The organism is Nonomuraea sp. NPDC059007, assembly GCF_042740555.1.
Lineage (GTDB): Bacteria > Actinomycetota > Actinomycetes > Streptosporangiales > Streptosporangiaceae > Nonomuraea.
On record NZ_JBHYJD010000003.1, the window covers coordinates 283,640 to 308,821 of the forward strand.

General features: G+C 71.6%; 24 protein-coding genes. 7 read left to right on the forward strand and 17 right to left on the reverse strand.

Translation table 11 applies throughout. The features are described 5' to 3' along the window. Window position 1 precedes the first annotated feature (1 nt). Genes ACFWY5_RS06645 through ACFWY5_RS06665 form a run of 5 tightly spaced genes read right to left on the reverse strand, consistent with a single transcriptional unit; the run spans window position 2 to window position 3,357 of the window. Window positions 2-823 carry an SAM-dependent methyltransferase gene (locus ACFWY5_RS06645; RefSeq protein ID WP_379630736.1) on the reverse strand — a complete coding sequence of 274 codons (822 nt, stop codon included), beginning with the start codon at window positions 821-823 and terminating at the stop codon, window positions 2-4. After that, window positions 820-1,986 (reverse strand): FAD-dependent oxidoreductase, encoded by a 1,167-nt coding sequence (locus ACFWY5_RS06650; RefSeq protein ID WP_379630737.1) that lies wholly within the window; start codon window positions 1,984-1,986, stop codon window positions 820-822. The genes ACFWY5_RS06645 and ACFWY5_RS06650 overlap by 4 nt, the downstream gene beginning before the upstream one ends. Beyond that, window positions 1,983-2,291: an antibiotic biosynthesis monooxygenase family protein gene (locus tag ACFWY5_RS06655; protein WP_379618531.1), complete on the reverse strand. Its 309-nt coding sequence runs from the start codon at window positions 2,289-2,291 to the stop codon at window positions 1,983-1,985. Before ACFWY5_RS06655 ends, ACFWY5_RS06650 begins: the two co-directional genes overlap by 4 nt. Beyond that, entirely contained in the window at window positions 2,288-3,007 is a 720-nt protein-coding gene (locus tag ACFWY5_RS06660; protein ID WP_379630738.1) for an SDR family oxidoreductase, read from the reverse strand. Before ACFWY5_RS06660 ends, ACFWY5_RS06655 begins: the two co-directional genes overlap by 4 nt. Then, window positions 3,004-3,357 carry a SchA/CurD-like domain-containing protein gene (locus tag ACFWY5_RS06665; protein ID WP_379618535.1) on the reverse strand — a complete coding sequence of 118 codons (354 nt, stop codon included), beginning with the start codon at window positions 3,355-3,357 and terminating at the stop codon, window positions 3,004-3,006. Before ACFWY5_RS06665 ends, ACFWY5_RS06660 begins: the two co-directional genes overlap by 4 nt. Before the next feature lie 353 nt (window positions 3,358-3,710). Here ACFWY5_RS06665 and ACFWY5_RS06670 point away from each other — a divergent pair, with 353 nt between their 5' ends. From ACFWY5_RS06670 to ACFWY5_RS06695, 6 genes are all read left to right on the forward strand, one after another. Continuing rightward, the gene (locus ACFWY5_RS06670) at window positions 3,711-4,523 is read left to right on the forward strand and encodes a sensor histidine kinase (protein WP_379630739.1); all 813 of its coding nucleotides are present in this window, start codon (window positions 3,711-3,713) and stop codon (window positions 4,521-4,523) included. Further along, window positions 4,502-5,167, forward strand: a complete 666-nt coding sequence (locus ACFWY5_RS06675; RefSeq protein ID WP_379630740.1) for a response regulator — start codon at window positions 4,502-4,504, stop codon at window positions 5,165-5,167. The genes ACFWY5_RS06670 and ACFWY5_RS06675 overlap by 22 nt, the downstream gene beginning before the upstream one ends. A 161-nt stretch (window positions 5,168-5,328) precedes the next feature. Then, the gene (locus ACFWY5_RS06680; RefSeq protein WP_379630741.1) at window positions 5,329-5,667 is read left to right on the forward strand and encodes a TcmI family type II polyketide cyclase; all 339 of its coding nucleotides are present in this window, start codon (window positions 5,329-5,331) and stop codon (window positions 5,665-5,667) included. Next, the gene (locus ACFWY5_RS06685) at window positions 5,664-7,430 is read left to right on the forward strand and encodes an acetyl-CoA carboxylase carboxyltransferase subunit alpha (RefSeq protein ID WP_379630742.1); all 1,767 of its coding nucleotides are present in this window, start codon (window positions 5,664-5,666) and stop codon (window positions 7,428-7,430) included. The genes ACFWY5_RS06680 and ACFWY5_RS06685 overlap by 4 nt, the downstream gene beginning before the upstream one ends. After that, the gene (locus tag ACFWY5_RS06690) at window positions 7,423-7,872 is read left to right on the forward strand and encodes an acetyl-CoA carboxylase biotin carboxyl carrier protein (RefSeq protein ID WP_379618545.1); all 450 of its coding nucleotides are present in this window, start codon (window positions 7,423-7,425) and stop codon (window positions 7,870-7,872) included. The genes ACFWY5_RS06685 and ACFWY5_RS06690 overlap by 8 nt, the downstream gene beginning before the upstream one ends. After that, entirely contained in the window at window positions 7,869-9,239 is a 1,371-nt protein-coding gene (locus tag ACFWY5_RS06695; protein ID WP_379630743.1) for an acetyl/propionyl/methylcrotonyl-CoA carboxylase subunit alpha, read from the forward strand. Before ACFWY5_RS06690 ends, ACFWY5_RS06695 begins: the two co-directional genes overlap by 4 nt. A gap of 159 nt (window positions 9,240-9,398) precedes the next feature. On the opposite strand, the gene ACFWY5_RS06700 is transcribed toward ACFWY5_RS06695, so the two are convergent. Genes ACFWY5_RS06700 through ACFWY5_RS06710 form a run of 3 tightly spaced genes read right to left on the reverse strand, consistent with a single transcriptional unit; the run spans window position 9,399 to window position 11,244 of the window. Further along, window positions 9,399-10,328 (reverse strand): RluA family pseudouridine synthase, encoded by a 930-nt coding sequence (locus tag ACFWY5_RS06700; protein ID WP_379618549.1) that lies wholly within the window; start codon window positions 10,326-10,328, stop codon window positions 9,399-9,401. After that, window positions 10,325-10,891, reverse strand: a complete 567-nt coding sequence (gene lspA / locus ACFWY5_RS06705) for a signal peptidase II (RefSeq protein ID WP_379630744.1) — start codon at window positions 10,889-10,891, stop codon at window positions 10,325-10,327. Before lspA ends, ACFWY5_RS06700 begins: the two co-directional genes overlap by 4 nt. After that, window positions 10,855-11,244, reverse strand: a complete 390-nt coding sequence (locus ACFWY5_RS06710; protein WP_184960723.1) for a TraR/DksA C4-type zinc finger protein — start codon at window positions 11,242-11,244, stop codon at window positions 10,855-10,857. The genes lspA and ACFWY5_RS06710 overlap by 37 nt, the downstream gene beginning before the upstream one ends. Before the next feature lie 433 nt (window positions 11,245-11,677). Between ACFWY5_RS06710 and ileS the strand changes: the two genes are divergently transcribed. After that, window positions 11,678-14,812 (forward strand): isoleucine--tRNA ligase, encoded by a 3,135-nt coding sequence (gene ileS / locus ACFWY5_RS06715; RefSeq protein ID WP_379630745.1) that lies wholly within the window; start codon window positions 11,678-11,680, stop codon window positions 14,810-14,812. A gap of 177 nt (window positions 14,813-14,989) precedes the next feature. Here the strand turns inward: ileS and ACFWY5_RS06720 are convergent, their stop codons facing one another. From ACFWY5_RS06720 to murG, 9 genes are all read right to left on the reverse strand, one after another. Next, window positions 14,990-16,597 carry a hypothetical protein gene (locus ACFWY5_RS06720; protein WP_379630746.1) on the reverse strand — a complete coding sequence of 536 codons (1,608 nt, stop codon included), beginning with the start codon at window positions 16,595-16,597 and terminating at the stop codon, window positions 14,990-14,992. A gap of 66 nt (window positions 16,598-16,663) precedes the next feature. Continuing rightward, the gene (locus ACFWY5_RS06725) at window positions 16,664-17,533 is read right to left on the reverse strand and encodes a DivIVA domain-containing protein (RefSeq protein ID WP_379630747.1); all 870 of its coding nucleotides are present in this window, start codon (window positions 17,531-17,533) and stop codon (window positions 16,664-16,666) included. A gap of 102 nt (window positions 17,534-17,635) precedes the next feature. Then, window positions 17,636-17,926, reverse strand: coding sequence for a YggT family protein (locus ACFWY5_RS06730; RefSeq protein WP_184960716.1), 291 nt, complete (start codon window positions 17,924-17,926; stop codon window positions 17,636-17,638). A gap of 83 nt (window positions 17,927-18,009) precedes the next feature. Continuing rightward, window positions 18,010-18,513, reverse strand: coding sequence for a cell division protein SepF (locus ACFWY5_RS06735; RefSeq protein WP_184960714.1), 504 nt, complete (start codon window positions 18,511-18,513; stop codon window positions 18,010-18,012). A 117-nt stretch (window positions 18,514-18,630) separates the two neighbouring features. After that, complete coding sequence (locus ACFWY5_RS06740; protein WP_379618561.1) at window positions 18,631-19,326, reverse strand: YggS family pyridoxal phosphate-dependent enzyme; 696 nt, start codon at window positions 19,324-19,326, stop codon at window positions 18,631-18,633. A 335-nt stretch (window positions 19,327-19,661) separates the two neighbouring features. After that, entirely contained in the window at window positions 19,662-21,092 is a 1,431-nt protein-coding gene (ftsZ, locus tag ACFWY5_RS06745; RefSeq protein WP_379630748.1) for a cell division protein FtsZ, read from the reverse strand. 953 nt (window positions 21,093-22,045) lie between these two features. Next, window positions 22,046-22,708 carry a cell division protein FtsQ/DivIB gene (locus tag ACFWY5_RS06750; protein WP_379618565.1) on the reverse strand — a complete coding sequence of 221 codons (663 nt, stop codon included), beginning with the start codon at window positions 22,706-22,708 and terminating at the stop codon, window positions 22,046-22,048. Beyond that, window positions 22,705-24,108, reverse strand: a complete 1,404-nt coding sequence (murC, locus tag ACFWY5_RS06755) for a UDP-N-acetylmuramate--L-alanine ligase (RefSeq protein WP_379630749.1) — start codon at window positions 24,106-24,108, stop codon at window positions 22,705-22,707. The genes ACFWY5_RS06750 and murC overlap by 4 nt, the downstream gene beginning before the upstream one ends. Further along, on the reverse strand, window positions 24,105-25,181 hold the full coding sequence (gene murG / locus ACFWY5_RS06760; RefSeq protein ID WP_379630750.1) for an undecaprenyldiphospho-muramoylpentapeptide beta-N-acetylglucosaminyltransferase: 1,077 nt from the start codon (window positions 25,179-25,181) through the stop codon (window positions 24,105-24,107). Before murG ends, murC begins: the two co-directional genes overlap by 4 nt. Window position 25,182: the final 1 nt, after the last annotated feature.

The window sequence follows — 25,182 nt, forward strand, 5'->3', positions numbered from 1 at the left end:
TTCAGCTGAGGGCGGTGACAAGCCAGATACGGGCGGCGCCGACGACCGACGAGTCGGCCATCGGGGGGACGGGGCGGCCGAGGCTCCTGGCGAGGTCGGCCTGGTGGGTGACCTCGGCGCGCCAGCCGAAGCCGGCCAGCCAGCCGACCGGGTCCTCGACCGACGACAACCAGGCGGCACGGGTGGCCTGCAGGCGGTTCATGGCGGGTTTCATGGCGGGCTGGCGCAGGTAGGCCTCGTTGACGTGCTCGGCCGACAGCCGGCTGCCGGGCGCCGACAGTTCGCCGACGCGCTCCAGCACCCGCGCGCCGTCCTCGGGCGCCAGGTACATGAGCACGCCCTCGATCAGCCAGGCGGTCGGCCTCTCCGGGTCGAACCCGGCCTCGGTGAGCGCCGCGGGCCAGTCGCCGCGCAGGTCCGCGGCGACCGCCTTGCGCGCGCAGCGGGGCTGGGCGCCCTGGTCGGCCAGCACCTTCTCCTTGAAGGCCACCAGATCGGGCAGGTCCACCTCGAACAACGCGAGGTCCTCCGGCCAGCCGAGCCGGAAGGCGCGCGTGTCGAGCCCGGCGGCCAGCAGCACCACCTGGCGGATGCCGGCCGCGGCGGCCTCGGTGAGGCGATCGTCGAAGTAGCGGGTGCGCAGCACGAAGTGGTCGGCGGCGCGCCGTCCCGCCTCGCTGACGCCGTCGATCCGCCCGGCCGCCTCGACCAGGGGGCGGGCGAGGGGGTCGTGGAAGAGGCCGCTCGGGCGCGCGCTCTCTCCCTCTCGTGCCTGCGCGATCAGCACGGCTGTACGGCTCACGCCGCTGGGCAGCCCGGTCATGGTGTGTTCCTCTCGGCGAAGTCGACGGCCATGGTGAGGTCGTAGGTCTTGCGGAAGACGAGGCGGTCGAAGGTCAGCCGCATGAAGGCGTCGCGGGCCGCGCAGGCCAGCAGGTTGCGCCAGCGGGTCAGCGCCCCGTTGGCCCGGGACCTGCGCGCGATGCGGGCGGTTCTGGCGACCCTCCTGGCCTCGTAGCGGGCGAGGGCGGTGGGCAGGTCCCGTTCGCCCATGACCTGGCCGAGGACGACGGCGTCCTCGATGGCCTGCCCGGCGCCCTGGCCCAGGTTGAAGGTCATGGGGTGGGCGGCGTCCCCGAGCAGCGTCACCGGGCCGTGGCTCCAGCGCGCGGCCGGCGGCCGGTCGTAGATGGGGACGGGGGTCAGGTCCGCCTCGGGGGTGGCGGCGATGAGCGCGGGCACGGGATCGGGCCAGCCGGCGAACTGCTCGGCCAGCAGGCCGGTGATCCTCGTGCCCAGCGGGGCGGTGATGTGGTCGCTGAGCACGCCGTCCCAGTAGACGTGCTCGCCGCCCAGCCGGTAGCAGACGAACCAGCGGCCCTCCCCCCAGGTGCTGAGGAAGGTGTGCGGGGGGACTCCGGAGCCGGGCAGCTTGATCACGCCTTGGAAGGCGGTGAAGCCCGCGTACCTGGGGGGCGGTTCGTGCGGGATGAGCCCGGCCCGTACGGACGAGCGCAGCCCGTCGGCGCCGACGAGCAGATCGGCGCGCTCCTGCCGGCCGTCGTCGAAGCGGAGCGTGACCCCGTCACCGCCGGCGGAGAAGCCGGTGCAGCGGGAGCCGAGCACCAGGTCGCCGCCGACCTCCTCGGCGAGAAGCTGGTGCAGGTCGGGACGGCTGACGCTGTAGACGGGCGCGTCGTAGACGGGGGCCATGTCGGCCATCGGCCAGGTGGCCAGCGTGCGGTCGCGCCGGTTGCGGAAGTGGTGGGTGTGCAGCTCGTAGCCGGCCTTGCCCGCGTCCAGGCCGAGCTGCCGCAGCGCCAGTACCGCGTTGTGCCAGAGCACCAGGCCGTGACCGGACTGGGCGGCGCGCAGCGCGGGCGCGCGCTCGTGCACGGTGACGGCGGCGCCGGCGCGGCGCAGCGCGATCGCGGCGCTGAGACCGCCGATGCCGCCGCCGACCACGGCGATCCTGCGCGCGCTCACGACGGGCTGCTGGTCTCTTGCCTGATGTGGAAGCGCAGCGAGCGCGCCTCGGTGATGCACTCGCGCATGGGCTTGACCAGCTCGCGGTGCTCCTCGCCGGCCTCCCAGGCCAGGAACGCGTCCAGGTTCGCCCACTCGCTGGTGATGAGCCACTGCTCGGGGTCGGTGGCGGACTGGCAGACCTGGTCCTTGAGGTGTCCGGGCACGCCGCCGGCGACCTCGTAGCGGATCTTCTCGTAGGCGGTGAGGAAGTCGTCGGTGCGCTCGGCGGGCACCCGGATGAGGAAGACGACGCGGGCGCTCATCGGGGCGGCCTTCCCGACAGCTCGGAGGTGAACTCGAAGCGGCCGAGCACCGGCACCACGCTGCCGTACAGGCCGTCGGACTCGGCGCTGGTCAGGAACGCCACCACGCGGGCCACGAGCTCGGGCGCGACCATGTGGTCGGTGTTGAGGTCGGGGCGCTCCTGACGCTTCTGGGGCGTGTCGGCCATGGTCATGGACACGACGTTGGCGTGCACGCCGCCGCGCTTGAGCTCGTGGGCGATCGAACGCACCCAGGCGACGAGCGCGGCCTTGGAGGCGGCGTAGGCCGACAGGGCGGGCATCGGCTCGTCGGCCAGCGGCGTGCTGAAGTACACCAGCCGGCCGCCGTCGGTGAGGTGCGGCAGCAGGGCCTGGGTGGCGGTGACGGCCGACAGGAAGTTGTCGCGCAGCATGCCCTCGTAGGCGGCCGGGTCCATGAGGAAGTACGGCCCGGCCCGGAACCCGCCGACCAGGTGCACCAGCCCGTCGATCCGCCCGAAGGCGGCCAAGGCGGCCTCGGCCGCCTCCCGGGCGCCGGCGGGGTCGGAGACGTCGGTGGCCAGCGTCTCGACGTCGTACTCCTTGCCCAGCTCGGCCAGCCTGGCCTTGTCGCGGCCGGTGAGCAGGAGGCGGTCGCCGCGCCCGGCCAGCCGGCTGACGACGGCGGGGCCGAGGCCGCCGGTGGCGCCGGTGACGATGAGCGCCGGCGCCGTCATCGGACGGGCTCCGCCACGCGGGTGGTGACGTGCTCCATGATCGCGGTCATGAAGAAGGCGCGGGCGCCGTCGGGCGTGCTCAGGTCGCGGGGCACGGCCAGGTGGGGGTCGAGCGCGCGCTCCAGCTTCTGGATGCTGGGCTGCCTGGACAGGTGCGCCATCACGCTCGGCAGGCTGCCGTCGATCTCGACGACGCGGATCACCGTGGTGTCCTTCATGAAGATCGAGGTGCTGACCAGCCGCGCGCCGTCGGGGGTGTCCCACTCGGGCGGATCGTAGGTGGCCAGCAGCTCGCGGACGGCCGCCTCAGAGCCGGGCTTGATCTGGAATGTGATCGCATGACGTTGCATGCCTTCAGCGTGTTCGGAGGGGGCCCGGGTGTCTTCCACCGCTTTGGCGAACCCGCGTCCCCTCACTTCGGGGGATCTCCTCCCCTCCTCGAATGAGACATAAAGGATTCACCCCAATAAAACCCAAATGTAAATTGTTGAAGCGCACACCATTTCGCCGTGTTACGTCGGCCATAGAGAAGGCATAGCGAACGCTGGGAGAACGCTGTGAGCGCTTGATCCGGGCAGGTCAGCATGGTATGTCCTGCGCAGACGGAGCTCCAGTGAACCGAATAACCCTCTATGTGAAGCCCCTGTGACCATTCTTACGATTTTCTTGTAACTGGTATCCGGGTCAACTAGGCTCCCCGATCATGGGGGTTAAATGGGGAAATACTCACTTACTTGGGGACATCCAGCTCCTTGAGGTAGAGGTACTGCTGGCCGTCCTTCTCGGCCTCACCACCGCGGCCCTGGTCGTCACCGGGGCGCACTGCCGGCTCAAGTCCGGCTCCATGCTGCGCGAGCGCAGCCGGATCGCCCGCGACCTGCACGACGGAGTCGGGCACGGCCTCGTCGTCATCGCCTTCCACGCCCGCCAGCTCGCCACAGCGCTGCCTTCGGCGCGCTGCGCGGCCGACGTCATCGACAGCACCGCGCAGGCCACGCTGGCCGAACTGCGCGGCGCCCTGGGCAGCCTGCGGGCCATGCCCGCTCCACCGCCGGGAGGAGAGCCCGGCCTCGTGGCGCCATCCGCGACCCCCCTGGCGGTCCGGCTGGCCGAACTCACCGACCGCGCCCCGGAGGGACAGCTCACGCTCGTGATGGAGAACCTGTCCAGCGTCAAGGACGTGGGAGCGGACGTGGAGCACACCGCCTTCCGGGTCGCCCAGGAGGCGCTGACCAACGCGCTCAAGCACGCCGACGGCCCGATCCTGCTGTCGGCCTCGATCGACGGCTGCCTCACCGTCGAGGTGATCAGCCACGGCGGCGGCGGGCCGAAGGCGGTCCCGCCCGAAGGAGGGGGCGGCACCGGACTCGAAGGACTGCGCCAGCGCGTGGCCGAGCACGGCGGCGTACTGGAGTCGAGCCCGCTGGCCGGGGGCGGCTTCGCCGTACGGGCGCTGCTCCCGCTGGTGGGCGGCCACTTATGGGAGGACCGCCCGTGCGAACGATCCGCGTCCTGATCGTCGACGACCAGCCGCTCATCAGAACCGGCCTGCACGCCACGTTCAGCGGCGTGCCCGACATCACCGTCGTGGGCGAGGCGGCCAACGGGGTCGAGGCCGTCCAGGCGGTCAAGCGCCTCAGCCCCGACGTCGTGCTCATGGACATCAACATGCCGCGCATGGACGGCCTCACCGCGACCAGGGAGATCATCGGCGCGCGCAGCCCGGCCAAGGTCGTCATCCTCACCATCTACGACCAGGACGAGCACCTGTTCGACGCCCTGCGCAACGGCGCCAGCGGCTTCATACTCAAGCACGCCCCCACCGAGCGGGTCATCGACGCGGTACGCGAGGCCGCCGAGGGCGACGCCCTGCTGTCACCCTCGGTCACCCGGCGGCTCATCGACGAGTTCGCCAAGCGGCCCACGCTCGCCAGCACGACCACCGGCAGCCTGCAGCAGCTCACCGACCGGGAGCGCGACGTCTTCCGGCTCCTGGTACGCGGCTACAGCAACGACGAGATCGCCCGGGAGCTGGTCCTCGGCGACAGCACGGTCAAGTCCCACGTCCAGCACCTCTACCAGAAGCTCGGCGTGCGCGACCGCGTCCAGGTCGTCATCTACGCCTACGAGAACGGCCTCGTCCCCTCCTCCGCGCGTTAGGGCTCTCCCCCGCGCGGAGGAGGCGGGCAATCAGGCATGCGGTGGGCGACACCCGCCGGGGGCGCTTCCTACGGTGAGAACGCCATTGCGTCTCCCTTTCGCGAACGCTCATTCCGCAAAGGGCTCATTTCGCGAAGGGCTCGTTCCCCCCAGGAGGTCACGTGTCCGAAAGGATCCTCATCGTCGCCAGGCTCAGCCCCGGCAGCGCCCCCGAGGTAGCCCGCCTGTTCGGCGAGTCCGACGACGGCGAGCTCCCCCACGCGCTCGGGGTCCGGCGGCGCGAGCTGTACCAGTACCGCGAGCTGTACTTCCACGTCGTCGACTTCGACGGCCCCGCCGGCAAGGCGATGGAACAGGCCCGCGACCGCGCGGACTTCCGCGGCCTGAGCGAGGAGCTGAGCCCGCACGTCGTCCCGTACGACCCGGCCACCTGGCGCAGCCCCGCCGACGCCATGGCCACCCGCTTCTACCACTGGAGTCCCGGCGGAGGCGTCCAGTGACCGTCACCGCCGCCGACGAGTGGACCCGGTGCTCCGGCTGCTCGGCCATCGTCTACCTGCCCCGCCTGGCCCGCGCCCACCAGGTCTGTCCCGAGTGCGGCCACCACCACCGCCTGCGGGCGATGGAGCGGATCGCCACGCTGGTCGACGAGGACTCCTTCCGCCCGGCCGTACCCCAGGTCAGGGGCGGCGACCCGCTGGGCTTCTCCGACACCCTCCCCTACACCGAGCGCCTGGCACGCGCCAGGGCCAGGACCGGCCTCGACGACGCGATCGTCTACGGCCGCGCGAGCATCGGCGCCCGCCCCGCGGTCGTGGCCGCCATGGACTTCGCCTTCCTCGGCGGCAGCATGGGCTCGGCCGTCGGCGAGGCCGTCACCCGCGCCTGCGAACTGGCCGTGCGCACCCGCCTCCCGCTGGTGCTGGCCATCGCCTCCGGCGGCGCCCGCATGCAGGAGGGCACGCTCTCGCTCATGCAGATGGGCAAGACCGCCCAGGCCATGAGCCGCCTGCGGCAGGAGGGCCTGCTGTCGGTCTGCGTGCTCACCGACCCCACGTTCGGCGGCGTGACCGCCTCGTTCGCGACGCTGGGCGACGTGCTGGTCGCCGAGCGGGGCGCGCTCATCGGCTTCGCGGGCCCACGCGTCATCGCCGCGGCCACCAGGGAGCGGCTGCCCGAGGGCTTCCAGAGCGCCGAGTACCTGTTCGCCGGCGGCATGCTCGACCGCGTCGAGCCCCGCGAGGGCCTGCGCCCGCTGCTGTCCCGCCTGCTCGCACTGACCACCACGCACGCCGTGGTGGCGCGCGACCCGGACGAACTGACCGCCCCGCACCCGCCCGCCGTGGCGCGCGACCCGGACGAACTGACCGCCCCGCACCCGCCCGCCGTGGCGCGCGACCGGGACGAACTGACCGCCCCGCGCCCGCCCGCCGTGGTGCGCGATCCCGACGAGCTGACCGGCCCGCTGCGCCCCCATGAGACGGTACGGCTGGCCCGCGACACCGCCCGACCCACCGCCCTGGACTACATCTGGCACCTGTGCACCGACTTCGTCGAACTGCACGGCGACCGCCTGCACGCCGACGACCCCGCGATCGTCGGCGGCCCCGCGATGCTCGGCGGCGCACCGGTGATGATCGTGGCCCACCAGAAGGGCCACGACACCAAGGAGCTCGTCGCCAGGAACTTCGGCCTGGCCCACCCCGAGGGCTACCGCAAGGCGCTGCGCCTGATGCGCCTGGCCGACCGCCTGGGCCTGCCCGTGGTGACCTTCGTGGACACGCAGGGCGCCGCTCCCGGTGTCGGCGCCGAGGACCGCGGCCAGTCGTGGGCCATCGCCGAGTGCCTGGCCGGGATGTCGGAGCTGGCCGTGCCGGTGGTCGCCACCGTCATCGGGGAGGGCGGCAGCGGCGGCGCGCTGGCGCTGGCCGTGGCCAACCGGGTGCTGATGCTGCGCCACGCCGTCTACTCGGTGATCAGCCCGGAGAGCTGCTCCACGATCCTGCACGGCGACCCCTCGCACGCCCTGGAGCTGTCGTCGTCGCTGCGGATCACCGCGCCCGATCTGCTGCGGCTGGGCGTCGTGGACGGCGTCGTGCCCGAACCGGCCGGCGGCGCCCAGGAGAACCCCGCCGCCGCGATGGACGCGCTGCGCGAGGCGGTGCTGGAGGCGCTGGGCGAGCTGGCCGGGATGGACGGCGCCCAGCTGCGCAAGGACAGGTACGAGCGGTTTCGCCGGCTGGGAGTGGTCGAGGGTGGCTGAGCAGGATCTGCACGCGGCGCTGCGGCTGCTGCGCGAGGAAGTGGGAAACCTGGTCAAGACCGTTCCCGGACCGGTCTCGTCGGTCTCGGTACGGCTGGGCGACTGCTCGCTGGAGGTGTCGTGGGCCGGGGCCGTGCCGGCGGCGCCCGCCGTACAGGCTGAGTGGGAGGAAGCGCCGCAGGAGGCGGCCGATCCGGCGCTGACGGTCGTGACGGCGCCGCTCGTCGGCACGTTCTACGTCGCGCCCGAGCCCGGAGCGGCGCCGTTCGTGCGCGCGGGAGACCGCGTGGAGGCGGGCCAGACGATCGGCATCGTGGAGGCGATGAAGCTGATGAACCCGGTGGCCGCCGAGCGGTCCGGCGAGGTCGTGGAGGTGCTGGCGGGCAACGCCGAGCCGGTGGAGTACGGACAGGACCTGGTGCGGATCAGGGTGGACGGATGAGGCCGCGCAAGATCCTCATCGCCAACCGGGGCGAGATCGCGGTCCGCGTGGCCAGGACCTGCCGGGAGCTGGGCATTCCCACGGTGGCCGTGTACTCGAGCGCCGACCGGGCGGCCAGGCACGTGGCGGCCTGCGACGAGGCGGTGAGCATCGGCCCGCCCCCGGCCCGCCGCAGCTACCTCTACATGCCGGCGATCATCGAGGCGGCGCTGCGGACCGGGGCGGACGCGATCCACCCGGGCTACGGGTTCCTGTCGGAGGACGCCGACTTCGCCCGGATCTGCGCCGCCCACGGCATCACGTTCATCGGCCCGCGCCCCGAGGTCATGGACCTCGTCGGCGACAAGGCGCGGGTACGCGCGCTGATGGCCGACGCCGGCCTGCCGGTGCTGCCCGGCAGCGACGGCGCCGTGCCCTCGCCGGCCGACGCGGAGAAGATCGGGGCCGAGATCGGCTACCCGGTGATCGTCAAGGCCGCGGCGGGCGGCGGCGGGCGCGGCATCGCGGTCGCCCGCGACGCCGGCGAGCTGCGCGAGGTCTACCGCGCCACCACCGCGCTGGCCCAGCAGGTCTTCGGCGACGGGTCGGTGTACGTCGAACGGTTCGTCCCGGCGGCCAGGCACGTCGAGGTGCAGCTGCTCGGCGACGCCTCGGGCAGCGTCATCCACCTGGGCGAGCGCGACTGCTCGCTGCAGCGCCGCAACCAGAAGCTGGTCGAGGAGGCGCCCTCCCCGCTGCTGCCGGACGACCTGCGCCGCCGGCTCGGCGCGTACGCGGTGGCCGGGGCCCGGCACGTCGGCTACACCGGCGCCGGCACGATGGAGTTCCTGGTCGACGCCGACGGCAACGCCACCTTCATGGAGATCAACGCCAGGATCCAGGTCGAGCACCCGGTCACCGAACTGCTCACCGGCGTGGACCTGGTCGCCGAACAGATCAGGGCCGCCTCAGGGGAACGGCTCTCGCTCACGCAGGAGCAGGTCACGCTGACCGGCGCGGCCATCGAGTGCCGCGTCAACGCCGAGGACCCGGCCACGGGCTTCCGCCCCACGCCGGGTCTCCTCACGGTGTTCCGCCCGCCGGGCGGGCCGGGCGTCCGCGTCGACTCGGGCTTCGCCCAGGGCGACCGGGTGCCGCCCGACTACGACTCGCTCGTCGCCAAGCTCGTCGTGTGGGCGCCGACGCGGGCCCAGGCGATCGCCAGGGCCGACCGGGCGCTGGCCGAGTTCGCCGTCGAGGGTCCCGGCGTGGCCACCACAGTCCCGCTGCTGCGCGCGCTGCTGGCCCAGCCCGAGTTCGCCGCCGGCACCCACACGACCGCCTTCGTCACCGACTACCTCTCCCGCACCCCGGCCCCCACCGGCTAACACGCTCCCGGCCAAAGAGCGGGCCGGTCCAGGCGGCCAAGGGGGCCTTGACGGTGGTGCGTCTGTCCGACGTGAGAAGCGACCCCCACGATCGGCGCCCGCGCGCGGCGGCGGGTGGCGTGAGGGCGGCTCGCCGTAACGGATGAAGCACGAGAAGGGTTAAGACTCGGAGCGCACCAGGTCGAGGGCTTTTTGGAGGTCTTCGGGATACTCCGTGGTGAAGGAGATCCACTCACCCGAAGATGGGTGCTCGAAGGCCAGGGACACCGCGTGCAGCCACTGGCGCGTCACGCCCAGCCGGGCCGCCAGCGTCGGGTCGGCGCCGTAGAGGAGGTCGCCCACGCACGGGTGCCGCAGGGCGGACATGTGCACCCGGATCTGGTGCGTGCGTCCCGTCTCCAGCTTGATGTCCAGCAACGACGCCGCCCGGAACGCCTCGATCGTGTCGTAGTGCGTCACCGACGGCTTGCCGCCCGCCACCACCGCCCAGCGCCCGTCCCCGGCCGGATGCCGGTCGATCGGCGCGTCCACGGTGCCGCGGAACGGGTCGGGATGTCCCTGGACGAGGGCGTTGTAGCGCTTGTCCACCGTGCGCTCCTTGAAGGCGCGCTTGAGGTGGGAGTACGCGTGCTCGCTCTTGGCCACGACCATCGCCCCGGTGGTGTTGGCGTCGAGCCGGTGCACGATGCCCTGGCGCTCGGCCGCGCCGCTGGTGGCGATGGTGTGCCCGGCGCCGAGCAGGCCGCCGATCACGGTGGGGCCGGTCCAGCCGACGGTAGGGTGGGCGGCCACGCCGATCGGCTTGTTGACCACGACGATGTCGTCGTCCTCGTACACGATCGTCATGCCGGGCACCGGCTCGGCGACCGGCATCGGGGTGGTGACCGGGGGCGGCATCGTCACCTCCAGCCAGGCGCCCGCGTGCACCCGGTCGGACTTGGCCGCCTCGCTGCCGTCGACCAGCACCTCGCCGGCGCCGATCAGCTCGGCGGCGCGCGTACGGGAGAAGCCGAACAGCCGCGAGAGGGCGGCGTCCAGCCGCTCCCCCTCCAGCCCGTCCGGGACGGGCAGGCTGCGCTGCTCGCTCACTTCTTCACCTCGCGGGTGCCGTCGATCTGCAGGCCGCGCCAGGCCAGGATGACCGCCAGGATGCCGCCGCACACGATGGCGGAGTCGGCGATGTTGAAGACCGGGAAGTAGTCGATGATCGGGAAGTTGCCCGGCAGCACCTCGATGAAGTCGACCACGTGCCCCTGCAGCTGGGTCGACCGGCCGATGCCGGACGGCCAGCGCAGCAGCCGGTCGGTGAGGTTGCCCAGCGCGCCGCCCAGCAGCAGGCCCAGCGTGATCGCCCACGGCAGGCTGCGCAGCTTGCGGGCGGTGCGGATGATCGCCACCACCACGCCCGTGGCGATGATGGTGAACACGAACGTCATCCCGGTCCCGATGCTGAACGCGGCGCCGGAATTGAAGATCACCCGGAACTGGAGCACGCCCGGGATGATCACGTTGGGCGGCTCGCCTTCGAGCGTCCGCAGCACCACGGTCTTGGTGACCAGGTCTGCCGCGTAGATCACGAAGGCGAGCGCGCCCAGCAGGAGGAGGAGCTTGCGCTTTACCTGCGCTCCTCCCGCTGCTTGCACGTCACGCACAGCGTCGCCCTCGGGAACGCCTGCAGGCGCTCCTTGCCGATCGGCTTCTGGCACGATTCGCACACTCCATAGGTCCCTGCGTCGATCCTGGCGATCGCACGTTCGTTCTGCGCGACCAGGTCGCGCGCATTCAGGGTAAGGGCGATCTCGCGTTCGCGCTCATAGGTCTTGGCTCCGGCGTCCGCCTGGTCGTCGCCGGCGCCCTGCGTCACATCGCCCGAGGCGATCTCCGACTCGTGGCGGCGAATGTCGGCGTTGAGCTCGTCTATCTCCCTTTGCAGGGACTCGCGTACCTCGGCCAGCTCCTGCTCCGACCACATCGACGGTGTTGCGGTCTGCGTGACTGCCGCCATGGCTGCCTCCATGCTGATCAAGGCCGGTGAATGGTGCGGGCAGCTTAGGTGCCCGATAACGGATCGGCAAACGACCCGCCGTGCGGTTTACCCCTCCCGTACTATCCCGCCCCGCGAATTCAACTCCTCCGCTGGAGAGTCCATTCCCACCGCTTTGCCCGCCACGGACGCGGCCCGCGGAAAACGGGGAAGTCTTTCGCTCCACTCTGCGTTATGGTTTGAGCCTGCAAGGCGTTGATGGGGCCCGACTGTGAGGGATATCACCCCGGAGCCGCCGGAAGAACGGCTCGTCTCCGAGCTCACTAGAACCGGCCGCAGCCCTGAACGAAGAGGGCCCCTTTCCGGGGCCAAGAAGGGTGGTACCGCGGAGCCCTCCGGCTTCGTCCCTTCACGCACCTGTCAGCTTGTGACCAGCGTGGAGGTCCCGCCCGAGATGTCTTCCCACTCTTTCCGCTCTCTTCCCGCGCAGGTCGACCTGCCCGCGCTCGAGCGCGAGGTCCTCGACCGCTGGCGCGACGGGAAGATCTTCGAGCGCTCGGTGGAGCAGAACGAAGGCAACCCGTCGTGGGTCTTCTACGAGGGCCCGCCCACCGCCAACGGCCTGCCCGGCGTCCACCACGTCGAGGCGCGCGTCTTCAAGGACCTGTTCCCGCGCTACAAGACGATGCGCGGCTTCAGCGTCCCCCGCAAGGCCGGCTGGGACTGCCACGGCCTGCCCGTCGAGGTCGGCATCGAGAAGGAACTCGGCCTGTCCGGCAAGAAGGACATCGAGGCGTACGGCATCGCCGAGTTCAACGCCAAGTGCCGCGAGTCCGTTCTGCGCCACGTCGACGCCTTCGAAGAGCTCACCGAGCGGATGGGCTACTGGATCGACCTGTCCACCGCCTACCGGACCATGGACCCGTCCTATATCGAGTCGGTCTGGTGGTCGCTGAAGGTCATCTTCGACAAGGGCCTGCTGTTTCGCGACTTCCGCATCACCCCGTACTGCCCGCGCTGCGGCACCGGCCTGTCCGACCACGAGTTGGGTCAGCCGGGCGGCTATGAGACCGTGTCGTCGCCGTCGGTGTACGTGCGCATGCCGGCCACCTCGGGCCGCCTCCAGGAACTCGGCGCATCGCTGCTGGTCTGGACGACGACTCCGTGGACGCTGGTGTCCAACACCGCGGTCGCCGTACACCCCGACGTCACCTACGTCGCCGCGCGCACCGCCGACGGCGAGGTGCTCGTGGTCGCCGAGCCGCTGCTCGGCGTGCTGGGCGACGGCGCCACCGAGGTGGCCCGTTTCACCGGCCGCGAGCTGGAGCACACCTCCTACACGCGCCCCTTCGACCTCGTCGACATCCCGGGCGCGCACTACGTCGTGCTCGGCGACTACGTCACCGTCGAGGACGGCACCGGCCTGGTCCACCAGGCGCCCGCGTTCGGCGCCGACGACCTCACGGTCTGCAAGAAGTACGGCATGCCGGTCGTCAACCCGATCGGCCCCGACGGCCGCTTCCTCGACGACGTGCCCATGGTCGGCGGCCAGTTCTTCAAGGACGCCGACGAGGGCCTCACCGAGGACCTGCGCGCCCGCGGCCTGCTGTTCCGCGGCGGCCACTTCGAGCACAGCTACCCCCACTGCTGGCGCTGCCACACCGCGCTGCTCTACTACGCGCTGCCCTCCTGGTACATCCGCACCACCGCGGTCAAGGACCAGATGCTCGCCGAGAACGAGAAGACCAACTGGTTCCCCGACACGATCAAGTGGGGCCGGTTCGGCGAGTGGCTGCGCAACAACGTCGACTGGTCGCTGTCGCGCTCGCGCTACTGGGGCACGCCGCTGCCGCTGTGGGTGTGCACCGCCGACGAGAGCCACATCACCTGCGTCGGCTCCCTGGAGGAATTGGGCGAGCTGGCCGGGCGGGAACTGTCCGCGCTCGACCCCCACCGCCCGTTCGTGGACGACGTGTCCTTCCCCTGCCCGTCCTGCTCGGCCGAGGCGCGGCGCGTGCCCGACGTCATCGACGCCTGGTACGACTCCGGCTCGATGCCGTTCGCCCAGTGGGGCGCCCGCGGCAAGCCCGAGGGCGTCTACCCGGCGCAGTTCATCTGCGAGGCCACCGACCAGACACGCGGCTGGTTCTACTCGCTCATGGCCGTCGGCACGCTGACCTTCGGCCAGTCCTCCTACGAGAACGTGCTCTGCCTCGGCCTCATCCTGGCCGAGGACGGCCGCAAGATGAGCAAGCACCTGGGCAACGTGCTCCAGCCCATCCCGCTCATGGACCAGCACGGCGCCGACGCCCTGCGCTGGTTCATGGCCTGCTCGGGCTCGCCCTGGGCGGCGCGCCGGGTCGGCCACGGCACGCTGGAGGAGATCGTCAGGAAGGTCCTGCTGACCTACTGGAACACCGCCTCCTTCTTCACCCTCTACGCCAACGCCTCGTCCTGGACGCCGCGGGACGCCTCCCCGGCCGCCGAGCGGCCGCTCATCGACCGCTGGGCGCTGGCCGAGCTCCACCGCACCGTCGCCGAGGTGAGCTCGGCGCTCGACGAGTACGACACCGTGCGGGCCGGGCGCCGGCTGGCGGAGTTCCTCGACGACCTGTCCAACTGGTACGTGCGCCGCTCGCGCCGCCGGTTCTGGCAGGGCTCGCAGGACGCCTTCGCCACCCTGTACGAGTGCCTGGAGACCGTCACGCGGCTCATGGCGCCGATCACCCCGTTCGTCACCGACTACCTGTGGGACGTGCTGCGCCGGGAGGGCGACCCCGCCTCGGTGCACCTGACCTCGTGGCCGGCCGTACGGGAGGATCTGCTCGACCCCGCGCTGTCCCAGCAGATGGCCCTGGTGCGGCGGCTGGTCGAACTGGGCCGCTCCGCGCGCGCCTCCTCGGGGGTGAAGACCCGCCAGCCGCTCGGCCGCGCGCTGGTCGGCGCCCACGACTGGCCCGCCCTGCCCAACGAGCTGCGCGAGCTCATCGCCGACGAGCTGAACGTGCAGACGCTGGAGGACATGTCCGGCTACAGCGCCGACCTCGTCTCCTACACGGTCAAGCCCAACTTCCGCGCGCTGGGCAAGCGGTTCGGCTCCCAGACCAAGCTGGTCGCCGCCGCCGTCTCCGCCGCCGACGCCGCCTCCCTGGCGCGCACCCTGCGCTCCGGGGGTACGGCTTCGCTGGAGGCGGGCGAGCTCGGCACGGTCGAGGTGGGCCCCGACGACGTGATCGTCACCGAGCAGCCGCGCTCCGGCTGGGCGGTGGAGACCGGCGCCGTCGACACCGGCACCGGCGAGACCGTCGCCCTCGACCTGGCCATGACCGGCGAACTGCGCAGGGCCGGGCTCATCCGCGAGGTCATCCGCCTGGTGCAGGACGCCCGCAAGTCGAGCGGCCTGGCGATCACCGACCGGATCGACCTGTGGTGGACGGCCGCCTCGCCCGACCTTTCCGAGGCGCTGCGGTCCGACGGCGGGCTGGTGGCCGACGAGGTCCTCGCCGTGTCGGTCACGGAGGGCTCGTCCGAGCTGCCGGTGTTCACCGACGCCGACCTGGGCCTGACCTTCCAGCTGCGCCGCGCCTAGAGGTGGGAAGACGCGGTCCCCTTCGCCTGGGGGCCGCGTCTTTCCATGTGCGAGGCCGCTTCGCCCCTTGCGCGGGGCGACGTCAGCTTGGGCGCGGCGTGGTCAGCTTGGGCACGGCGGCGTCAGCTTGGCACGGCGGCGCTTGGGCGCGGCGGCGTCAGCTTGGGCGGGGTGGCGTCAGCTGACCGATTCACGGTCGTTCTGGCAGACCGAGCAGCTCGTCAGCCCGGCAGCTTCGGCCTGGGCCAGCGTCATGGTCTCCACGCCCGTGTCACCGGCGCCGCGGATCAGCGGGCAGGCGGTGCTGTGGTAGCGGCGCGTGCCGACGATGACCTTGACCGTGCCCGGCCGCGTGTCCTTGGCGGGAGCGTCGTCACCGGCGTCGTCCTCGGCGGCCGGCCGGGGCTTCGGTTCCGGCTTCGGCGCCTCCGGCTTGCTCTCCGCCGGGGACTCGGCGGGCGTGGGCCGTGAGCCGGGCTCAGGCTTCTTCTCCGGGGCCGCGGGCTTGGCCTCGCCGTTGGTGGTCGCGGGGGCGACATAAGGCGCCACACGCGGCCCTGACGGGCTCTTGCCGGTGGGCCTGCCCTCGTCGGCGACCGGCGCCTCGGGCCGCCGGCCCGCGCCGTTGTCGCCGGTGACCGGATGCCCGGCCTTCTCCTCGGCCTGAGGCTTCTGCCCGGTCGGAGGCTTCTGCCCGGTCGGAGCCACATGCTCGGGCTTGCCTGTCGCGGGCTTGCCCGTCACGGGCTTCTCGTCCGTCCCGGACCTGTTGTCCGTCCCGGGCTGGGGGTCCCTCCCGGGCTTGTTGTCCGTCCCGGGCTTCTCGTCCTTCCAGGGCTTGTCTGCCGCGGGGCTCGCGGGCCGGCCGTCCGCGCTCGCGGGCTTGCCCGCCGCACTCGTGGGCTTGCCCGCCGGGCCCGTGGGGCTGCCCGTCGGCGGCTTGGACGGGGACTCCATGGCGGGGAGCCGGAGGTGCGGGTTGGTGGTCTCGGCGTCGGACTCGTCGTCCGGTCCCGGGGCGGGCGGGGTGTCGTCACCGGCCGCGGAGGGCTTCGCCGTACCGGAGGAAGAGGCTTTGGGGGCGAACCAGCCGCCAGGCTGGTCGGGCCCGGACTCCGGAGTGGGGGTGGAAGCGGCGGGGGCCGGCTTCGGCGCTGCGACGGGGCCCTGGGGCCGGATGTCGCGGGTCGCCTCGGAGGGTTCCGCCGGAAGCTCGGCGGAGACGGTCCTGGTCTCCGGCGAGGCAGCGGGGTGGGGCGTGACGGGCTCGGGGTCGGCGGCAGGCGGCAGCTGCCGTCCACCGAGCGCCGCGTCGGGCAGGCAGCTCGTGCAGGGCGTGAAGCCCTCCTCGCGCGCCTCCTCGAAGGTGAGCTCCTCGTGATCCCGTCCGATCAGCTGACGGCATCCCGGTACGTGGTAACGCTTGCGCCCGGGGATCACCAGGACGAGGGCGTCCGGGGAGATCCCGCGTGCCGCGGGCCGGCGGGGAGCCGGTGAGGGGACGGTCGCCGTCTGCTGGAACGTCTGGGGACGCGGAGGAGACGGCGGCGCTCCCGCGGGAGCCTGGTCGGAGTGCGGCGGCTGCGGGTACCCGAACTTCGCGGGTTCGGGAGGGGTGGCCGTGGCCCCGGCACGCCCGCCGGGGAACAGCTCATGACGCCGCAGCAGCGCCCCGATCACCAGGAACAACGCGGAAAGCACGCTCACCACGATGGACCACATGATCAGGAACGGCTTTGCCAGCACGAAGCCCGCGATCAGTAGTACGACCGCCGCGAGCACCAAACCAGCACTGATAAGGATCACTAGGGGGCTCTCTCGAGTGACGGGTCCTTGTGTTGACCCGCTACTTTACCGGCGGTCGTTGTGCGGGCCGTCGGCGCCGGGGAAGGCGCCCTGGGGAGCCTCGCCGCCGAACGGGCTGGGACCGCCGGGAAGCGGCTGCTGACCACCCTGGGGTACGGCGTGCGACATGGCCGGAGCGCCGGGGTTCGGCAGAACCGGGAACCCGCCGCTGCCCTCCGCGGAGACGTTCAGCTCGGCGAGCTGGTTCTCCAGGTAGAGCTTGAGGCGGCTGCGGTACTCGCGCTCGAAGCTGCGCAGCTCCTCGACCTTGCGCTCCAGCTCGTCACGGGTCTGGACGAGGGAGCCCATGGCCTGGCGGTGGCGCTCCTGCGCGTCGCGCTCCAGCGTCTCGGCGCGGGCACGGGCGTCACCGATGACCTGCTCGGCCTGGCGGCGAGCCTTGGTCAGGATGTCGTCGGCCTCGCGGCGGGCGCGGGTGACGGTCTCGTCCGCCTCGCGGCGGGCGTCGGCGATGGCCTGGTCGGCCGTCTGCTGGGCGAGGGCGAGCACGCGGGCCGCGGTGTCCATGTTGTCCTCGGCGGGAGGCATGTTCATGGCAACGGGCTGGGGCTGGGGCTGCGGCTGCATGGGCTGCGGCTCGGGGGCCCGCATGGGCTCCGGCTGCGGGGGCAGCTGCATCTCGGCCTTCGGCTCCTGCACCGGGGCGGAGGCCATGGGCATGTTCATGCCGCCGGGCACCTTCCCACGCAGGCACTCGGCCAGTTTGGCGCGAAGCTCCTCGTTCTCTTGGATCAGGCGGTCAAGCTCAGCTTCCACCTCGTCGAGGAAGGCGTCTACTTCTTCCTCGTCGTAGCCCGGCCGTAGCCGGGTGGTACTGAACTGCTTGTTCCGCACGTCAGCGGGCGTCAGCGGCATTTTTTGGTCTCCTTGGCGCGCTTGGAGTCTGTCCGGAGGGGGCAGACCCGAATCACTTCAGCGCGGACACGAGTCGGTTCTCGACCGGACCTCGCAGGCCCGTCACCTGGCGAGTGATCCAGCGATCTGGATCAGGATCAGCACCACGATGAACAGGACTGTGAAGCTTAGGTCAAAGGCCACCGTACCCAACCGGAGGGGAGGAATGAAACGGCGGAGAAACTTGAGAGGTGGGTCGGTTGCGGTGTATGTGGCCTCTGCGAGGACCAGCACGACGCCGGAGGGCCGCCACTGGCGGGCGAACGCCTGCACCGTCTCAAAGATCATTCTTCCGATGAGCAACACCAGGTAGAGGGACAGGACAACCACCAAGATCTGACCTACGATCCCCACGGCGTGGCCGCGCCTCCACTTCTGATGAGCCCTCCCGTCGGTCTCGGTGAGACCAGGTTGGGTCCGATAGACATACAGAGACTCTAACTCTGGTTGAAGAATCCGCGTTCCGCGATTCGAGCCTTGTCCTCGGCGGTCACCTCGACATTGGCAGGGGACAACAGGAACACCTTGTTGGTAACACGTTCAATGCTGCCATGTAGGCCAAAGACCAGACCTGCCGCGAAATCCACCAGCCGCTTGGCGTCGCTGTCAACCATTTCAGTCAAGTTCATGATGACCGGGGTGCCGTCCCGGAAGTGCTCTCCGATCGTACGCGCCTCGTTGTACGTGCGCGGATGGAGCGTGGTGATCCTCGCGAGGTCGGTGGTACGCCGCTCCAGGACCGTCGTCGAGGGCCTCGGCGCGGGTACGCCGGGGTCGGTCTCGTCATCGCGGTCCTGGACCGCGACGGCCCGCTCCTCACCGGTCCGCGGCGACTCCTCCTCGTACGGAGGGTCGTAGTCCGCGTAGGCCTCGTACCTCTCGTAACGGTCGTCCTCCACGAGACCGAGGTAGACCGCCATCTTGCGCATTGCGCCGGCCATACTACGTCGTCCTCCTGCTCATGGTCGCACTCGCTCGGGCGGGGACCCGAGGCGGTAGCCGTACCCCCTTGGAGCTCACCGCAGATCGACCTCTACTAAGACCCACTTGAGGGGACATTACCTGACGAAGGGCTTGCGGCGACCGAGCAACGCCGTACCGACCCGCACGTGTGTCGCGCCGTGGGCCACAGCCTCGGACAAATCCCCACTCATCCCCGCGGACACCATGGCCGCGCCCGGATGGCGCGACCGAAGCGCGAGCGCGATCTCCCGCAGCCTGCCGAACGCCTTGCCCGGGTCCTCCCCCAGCGGCGCCACCGCCATCACCCCGCCCAGCCGCACGCCGTCGGCCGCCGCGATCACATCGGCCAGCGCGGGCACGTCGGCGGGCAGCGCGCCGCCGCGTTCCGGGTCGTCGTCGAGCGCCACCTGTACCAGGCACGTCACCTCGCGCCCCGCCCTGACGGCCTCCTTGGAGATCGCCCTGGCCAGCCGTTCGCGGTCGACGGAGTGGATCACGTCCGCGTACCCGACCACCGACCTGACCTTGTTCGTCTGCAACTGCCCCACGAAGTGCCAGGTCAACGGCAGATCGGCGCATTCGGCGGCCTTGCCGGCGGCTTCCTGGTCGCGGTTCTCGCCGACGTCGCGGACGCCCAGCTCGGCGAGGATCCGCACGTCGTCGGCGGGGTAGGTCTTGGTGATCGCGATCAGCGTCACCTCCGCCCGGTCCCTGCCGGCGGCGCGGCACGCCTGCGCGATCCGCTCCTCCACCTCGCCCAGCCGCTCGCCGATCTCCGCCTTGCGCGTCACTTCACACCTTTCTCCCTGTACGGCAGGCCGCCGTCACCAGGAGGCCCGCCGTAAGAACGCTACTCCAGGGCAGGGTGAGGCCTCGCACGTGAGTTCGATCACTCTTTGCCCGCGGCGGCATGTCGTCAGCAGGAGAGCCCAGGGCTGGACGCCGGCGACAGGGCATCCACGCCACAGATCGGCGGGGTCCTGCGGCGGGCGTCATGCTCGGCGAGGTTCCGGCGGCAGGATGTTCCACGCCACAGGTGGGCGGGATCCTCTCGCCGTGGGGTGGCGGGCGGTGGACAGCAGAGCGCCCGCGCCGGTTGCGGCGCGGGCGCACAGTGGAGCTGTGGCTACTTGAGGAAGTCCGGGACGTCCAGTTCCTCTTCCTGCTCCTCGAAGACCACCGGACGGCGCTTGGCCGGCTCCGACATCCGGGAGCTGATCGGTGTCGGCGGGTTCGGGGGCTCGGGGGCCGGGCGGGGGATGGAGACCGGGGCGGGCGGCTCCTCCGCGACCGGCTCCACCGCGGGAGCCACCTGGGCGGCGGGCGCGGGCTGCGCGGGCGCCGGTTCCGGAGTGTGCTGCTCGGCCGCGCGGACGGGCTCAGGCCTGGGCTCCGGCCGCTGGTCCGGGCGCATCGGCTCGGCGCGCAGCTGCGAGTAGGGGACCGAGTCCGAGCGTACGGGCTCGGGGCGGGCGGGCTCCGCGCGCGGCGGCGCCACCGGCTCGGCCTTCACGCTCGGCGCCTGGACGCCGCTCGGGCGTACCGGGGCCGAAGCCTGGGCTGCGGTGGCCGACGATGCGGCCGGCCGTACGGCGGCCGGAGGCAGCTTGGGCACCTCGTCGAAGCCGGCGGCGATGACGGTGACCCGTACCTCGTCGCCGAGCGCGTCGTCGATGACCGTGCCGAAGATGATGTTGGCGTCGGGCGCGGCTGCCATCGACACCAGCTGGGCGGCCTCGTTGATCTCGAACAGGCCCAGGTCGGAGCCGCCCGCGATGGACAGCAGCACCCCGTGGGCGCCGTCGATCGAGGCTTCCAGCAGCGGGCTGGAGACCGCCATCTCGGCCGCCGCCACGGAACGGTCGTCACCCCGCGCATGCCCTATCCCCATGAGGGCCGAGCCGGCGCCGGACATGACGGATTTCACATCCGCGAAGTCCAGGTTGATCAGACCGGGCGTGGTGATCAGATCCGTGATGCCCTGGACACCGGACAGCAGCACCTGGTCGGCCGCCTTGAAGGCGTCCAGCACGCTGACCTGGCGGTCGGAGATCGACAGCAGGCGGTCGTTCGGGATCACGATCAGGGTGTCGACCTCGTCGCGCAGCGTCTCTATGCCCGCTTCGGCCTGCGAGGCCCTGCGCCGCCCTTCGAAGCTGAACGGCCTGGTCACCACACCTATCGTCAGCGCGCCAAGTGACCTGGCGATGTTGGCCACCACGGGCGCGCCACCGGTGCCGGTGCCACCGCCTTCGCCCGCCGTGACGAAGACCATGTCGGCGCCCTTGAGCACCTCTTCGATCTCTTCACGGTGGTCCTCGGCCGCCTTGCGCCCCACATCGGGGTTGGCGCCCGCGCCAAGTCCGCGCGTGAGCTCACGGCCCACGTCCAATTTCACGTCGGCGTCACTCATCAGCAGCGCCTGGGCGTCGGTGTTTATCGCGATGAACTCGACGCCCTTGAGTCCCTCTTCGATCATCCGGTTGACGGCGTTGACTCCGCCGCCGCCGATGCCGACGACCTTGATGACCGCGAGGTAGTTCTGCGGTGCTGCCACGACGAGGGGCCTTTCCGCTCGTTGACTTGCCATTTCGGTGCGGATTGTTCTCCGCCATTTCTCACTTCGGGTAACTCTCAACCTCAGGTTGAGATTTAGATTTATGTCAACCTGAGGATTGATACGGACAGTAGGAGTTACGCTCCGGGCGGGTCAACTAACCGCGCCGCAAGCACGTCCGGCGTGTCGCGGGCTGTCCGATTCGTTCCCGTGTCATGCCTGGCCGGGCTCCCGTCCGGGATACAGACTCTCACGCTCCACCCCCCGGATCGGACAGGCTCCACCCATTCTCCTCCCAAACCCTCACCACCCCAAGCCGCCGCGGCTTGCCCTGGAACTACCACGCACCGGGCAATCCATGTCTTAACCCACTCCCACCCCAGCTCAAGCCCCTCATAGAGGGGTACGGCAGGCCCCTGGCCCACCCCGCGGAGAACACCGCGCAGGGGGCATCCGGCGGATCACACGGCCGCTTCCGGAGCAGGCGCGCCGGGCGGCCAACGGGTTGCGAGCGGACACCGGAACCACCGGCCCAAGCACGCACACCCGCCATGGCGCCCCGGACAACCGGCCTGGGCGCACCGGCCACCAGAAAGACGCCACCGGGCAAGGCGGGCAAGGCGAGCGAGGGCGGCCTGGCGCGGGGGCAGCGCGGCGGGGGTCGCCTGGCGGAGGGCACTGCGGGTTGGCGCGGGGTGGCCCGGCGCAGCGGGTGCGGGTGGGGCGGGCGCGAGGTGGGGCGGGCGCGGGTGGGGCGGACGAGGGGGTGGAGCGGGTGCCAGGCGGGAGGGGTAGCTCCTGGCAAGCCGTCGGCCCCATGACCGGGGGCCGTGACGGCGGGGGCCACGTCCGACGTGAGAAGCGATCCCCCCGACCTGCCCCAGCGCACGTCGGCGGGTGGCGTCAGCCCGGCTTGCCGTAACAGAGAGGAAGCTGCACGCAAGAAGACCGGATCACTTGAGCGTCACCACGTCGGGCGAGCTGACGTCGTACACGTCAGCCTTGCGGGACAGGAGGGAGAGCAGCACGGCCGCCTTGTCCTCGCCACGGTCGGCGCCGCCCCACACCACGGTCCGCCCGTCGTTGAGGCCGAACGTGATCCCCTCGGCCGACGACGCCCGCACCGTCTTCACCTTCCCCGACAACGTGTCAGGCAGCGTGCTGACGACCTTGAGAGCGGCCAGCGTCACGGGGTCGGTCGGGCTGGGCCGGTCCATGTGCAGCACGGGCAGGTCGGGCGGCCCGATGGCGCGGATCTCGGTCACGACGCCCTGCTTGTCGACGAGCGCCGCCTTCCCGCCCACGGGCAGCACGGCGACCGGCTCGCGCTCGGCGACGGTGATCTCCAGCGTGGACGGCCACACCCGCGCGGCCTTCACGGTCGCGAGCTGCCGGATGCCCAGTACGCGGCTCTCGACCGAGGCCAGGTCGACGGTGGCCAGCGGGTGCAGGGCGGCGATCGCGGCCTGCTGCTCGATCTGGTCGGCCGGAACTGTGAGATTCCCCACGATCTCGACATTTCGCACGCCGAGGACAGGCGAGTAGAAAACCAGCCATACCGCCGTGCCCACGACCCCGGCGGTCAGCAGCCCGATGAAGGCGGTCCGTGCCCTCACCGGGTGGACAGCTCCGCGACGATCTGCGGCCCGAGCTCGGTGACGTCGCCCGCGCCCATGGTCAGGACGATGTCGCCCTGCCGCGCCTTGTCCGCCACCAGCGCGGGCACGGCGGCCTTGTCGGGCGCGTAGTCGACGTGGGATTCGGGCAGGGTGACCCGCTCGGCGACCATGGCCCCCGACACTCCCGGCTCGGGATCCTCGCGGGCGCCGTAGACGTCCAGGACGATCGCGCGGTCGGCCAGGCCGAGCGCCGCGCCGAACTCGTCGGCGAAGAACCGGGTGCGCGAGTACAGGTGCGGCTGGAAGACCGCGATGACCCGCCCGTCACCCGAGTAGGAGGCGACCACGTCGCGGGCGGCGCGCAGGTCGGCGGCCAGCTCGGTGGGGTGGTGGGCGTAGCTGTCGAAGACCGCCACGCCGCCCGCCTCACCCTTGGCCTCGAAGCGCCTCTTGGCCCCCGTGAAGGCCGCCAGACCGTCCCTGATCTCCTCGAACGGCAGGCCCAGGGCATCGGCCACGGCCACCACCGCGGTGGCGTTGAGCGCGTTGTGCGCCCCGGGAACGGCCAGCCTGACCTCGCCGCGCCCCTCGATCGTGAAGCGCGTGCCGAACCCGTCGGGCCGCACCCCGCTGACGCGGTAGTCGTCGGACGCGGTGCCGTAGGTCCTGACCCGCAGCCCGCGCTTGGCGGCCACCTCGGCCAGCGCCGCCGACCCCGGGTCGTCGGCGCAGATGACCAGCAGCGAGCCGACCCGCTCCACGAAGCGGTTGAAGCTGTCGTACACGGCCCGCGGGTCGCCGTAGTTGTCGAGATGGTCCGCCTCGACGTTCGTCACCAGCGCGATGTCCGGCGCCAGCATCAGGAACGACCCGTCGCTCTCGTCGGCCTCGGCCACGAACACCTCACCGTTGCCCTCGTCCGCGCCGAGCCCGGTGGTGACCAGTTGCCCGCCCACGCAGTAGGACGGGTCGGCCCCGCTCTTCTGCAGCGCCACGGTCAGCATCGAGGTGGTGGTGGTCTTGCCGTGGGTGCCGGCGATGGCCACGGCGGTGCGCCCGGCCATCACCGAGGCGAGCGCGGCGGCCCGCGGGATGACCCGCACCCCGCGCTTGAGCGCCTCCCCCAGCTCGGGGTTGGAGTCGCGGATGGCGGTGGAGACCACGACGGTGTCGGCGTCCTTGACGTGGGAGGCGGCGTGCCCGATGTGCACGGTCGCGCCGAGCTCGCGCAGCTCGTTCACCAGGTCGGAGCCGCGGGCGTCGCTGCCGGTCACGCGTACGCCGCGCTTGAGCAGGATGCGGGCGATGCCCGACATCCCGGCGCCGCCGATGCCGATGAAGTGGACCCTCCCCAGGTCCTCGGCGGCGACCGGATCGACCAGCTTCACGAGACTCATTGGGCTATCTCCAACACTTTCCTGGCCAGCGTGATGTCCGCGTCCTTGCGTCCCAGTCCGACCGCGGCCTCGGACATGACGGCGACGCGTTCGGGGTCCCGCAGGATGGGCAGCACGTTCCGGATGATCCAATCAGGTGACAAATCGGCATCGTCGATGAGCAGCCCCCCGCCGCCCCCGGCGATGCGTTCGGCGTTGATCCGCTGCTCGCCGTTGCCGTGGGGCAGCGGCACGTACGCCGCGGGCAGGCCGACCGCGGTCAGCTCCGCGCAGGTGAGCGCGCCGCTGCGGCACAGGGCCAGGTCGGCGGCGGCGTAGGCGAGGTCCATGCGGTCGAGGTAGGGCAGCAGCACGTACTGCGGGTCGCCCGGCGGAGGCTCGCGCTCGACGGTGTTCTTGGGGCCGACGACGTGCAGCACCTGCACCCCCGCCGAGCGCAGGGCCGGCGAGGCGGCCAGCGCGGCCTGGTTGATCGAGCGGGCGCCCTGGGAGCCGCCGAAGACGAGCAGCGTCGGCCGGTCGGTCTGCAGGCCGAACCAGGAGCGCGCCTTGTCGCCCATCGACAGCCGGTCGAGCTGGACGATCTCGCGCCGCAGCGGCGTGCCGATGTATTCCGCCTTGGCCAGCACGCAGTCGGGGTGCCCGGTGAAGACGTGGTCGGTGAGCTTGGCGCCCAGCCGGTTGGCCAGGCCGGGGCGCGGGTTCGCCTCGTGCACGACGACGGGCACGCCGCGCCGCTTGGCCGCCAGGTACGCGGGCGTGGCCACGTACCCGCCGAATCCCACGAGCACGTCGGCCCGCACCCGGTCGAGGACCGCGGCCGCGGCGTTGACCGCTCCGGCCAGGCGGCCCGGCATGGTCAGCAGCTGCGGGGTGATCGCCCTGGGCAGGGGTACGGCGGGCACGAGCTCCAGCTCATACCCCCGGGCGGGCACCAGCCGGGTCTCCAGGCCGCGGTCGGTGCCCATGCAGGTGATGCCGATGCCCGGGTCCAGCCCGCGCAGCGTGTCCGCTAGGGCGAGAGCGGGCTCGATGTGCCCGGCCGTCCCGCCACCGGCGAGGACCACCCTCATG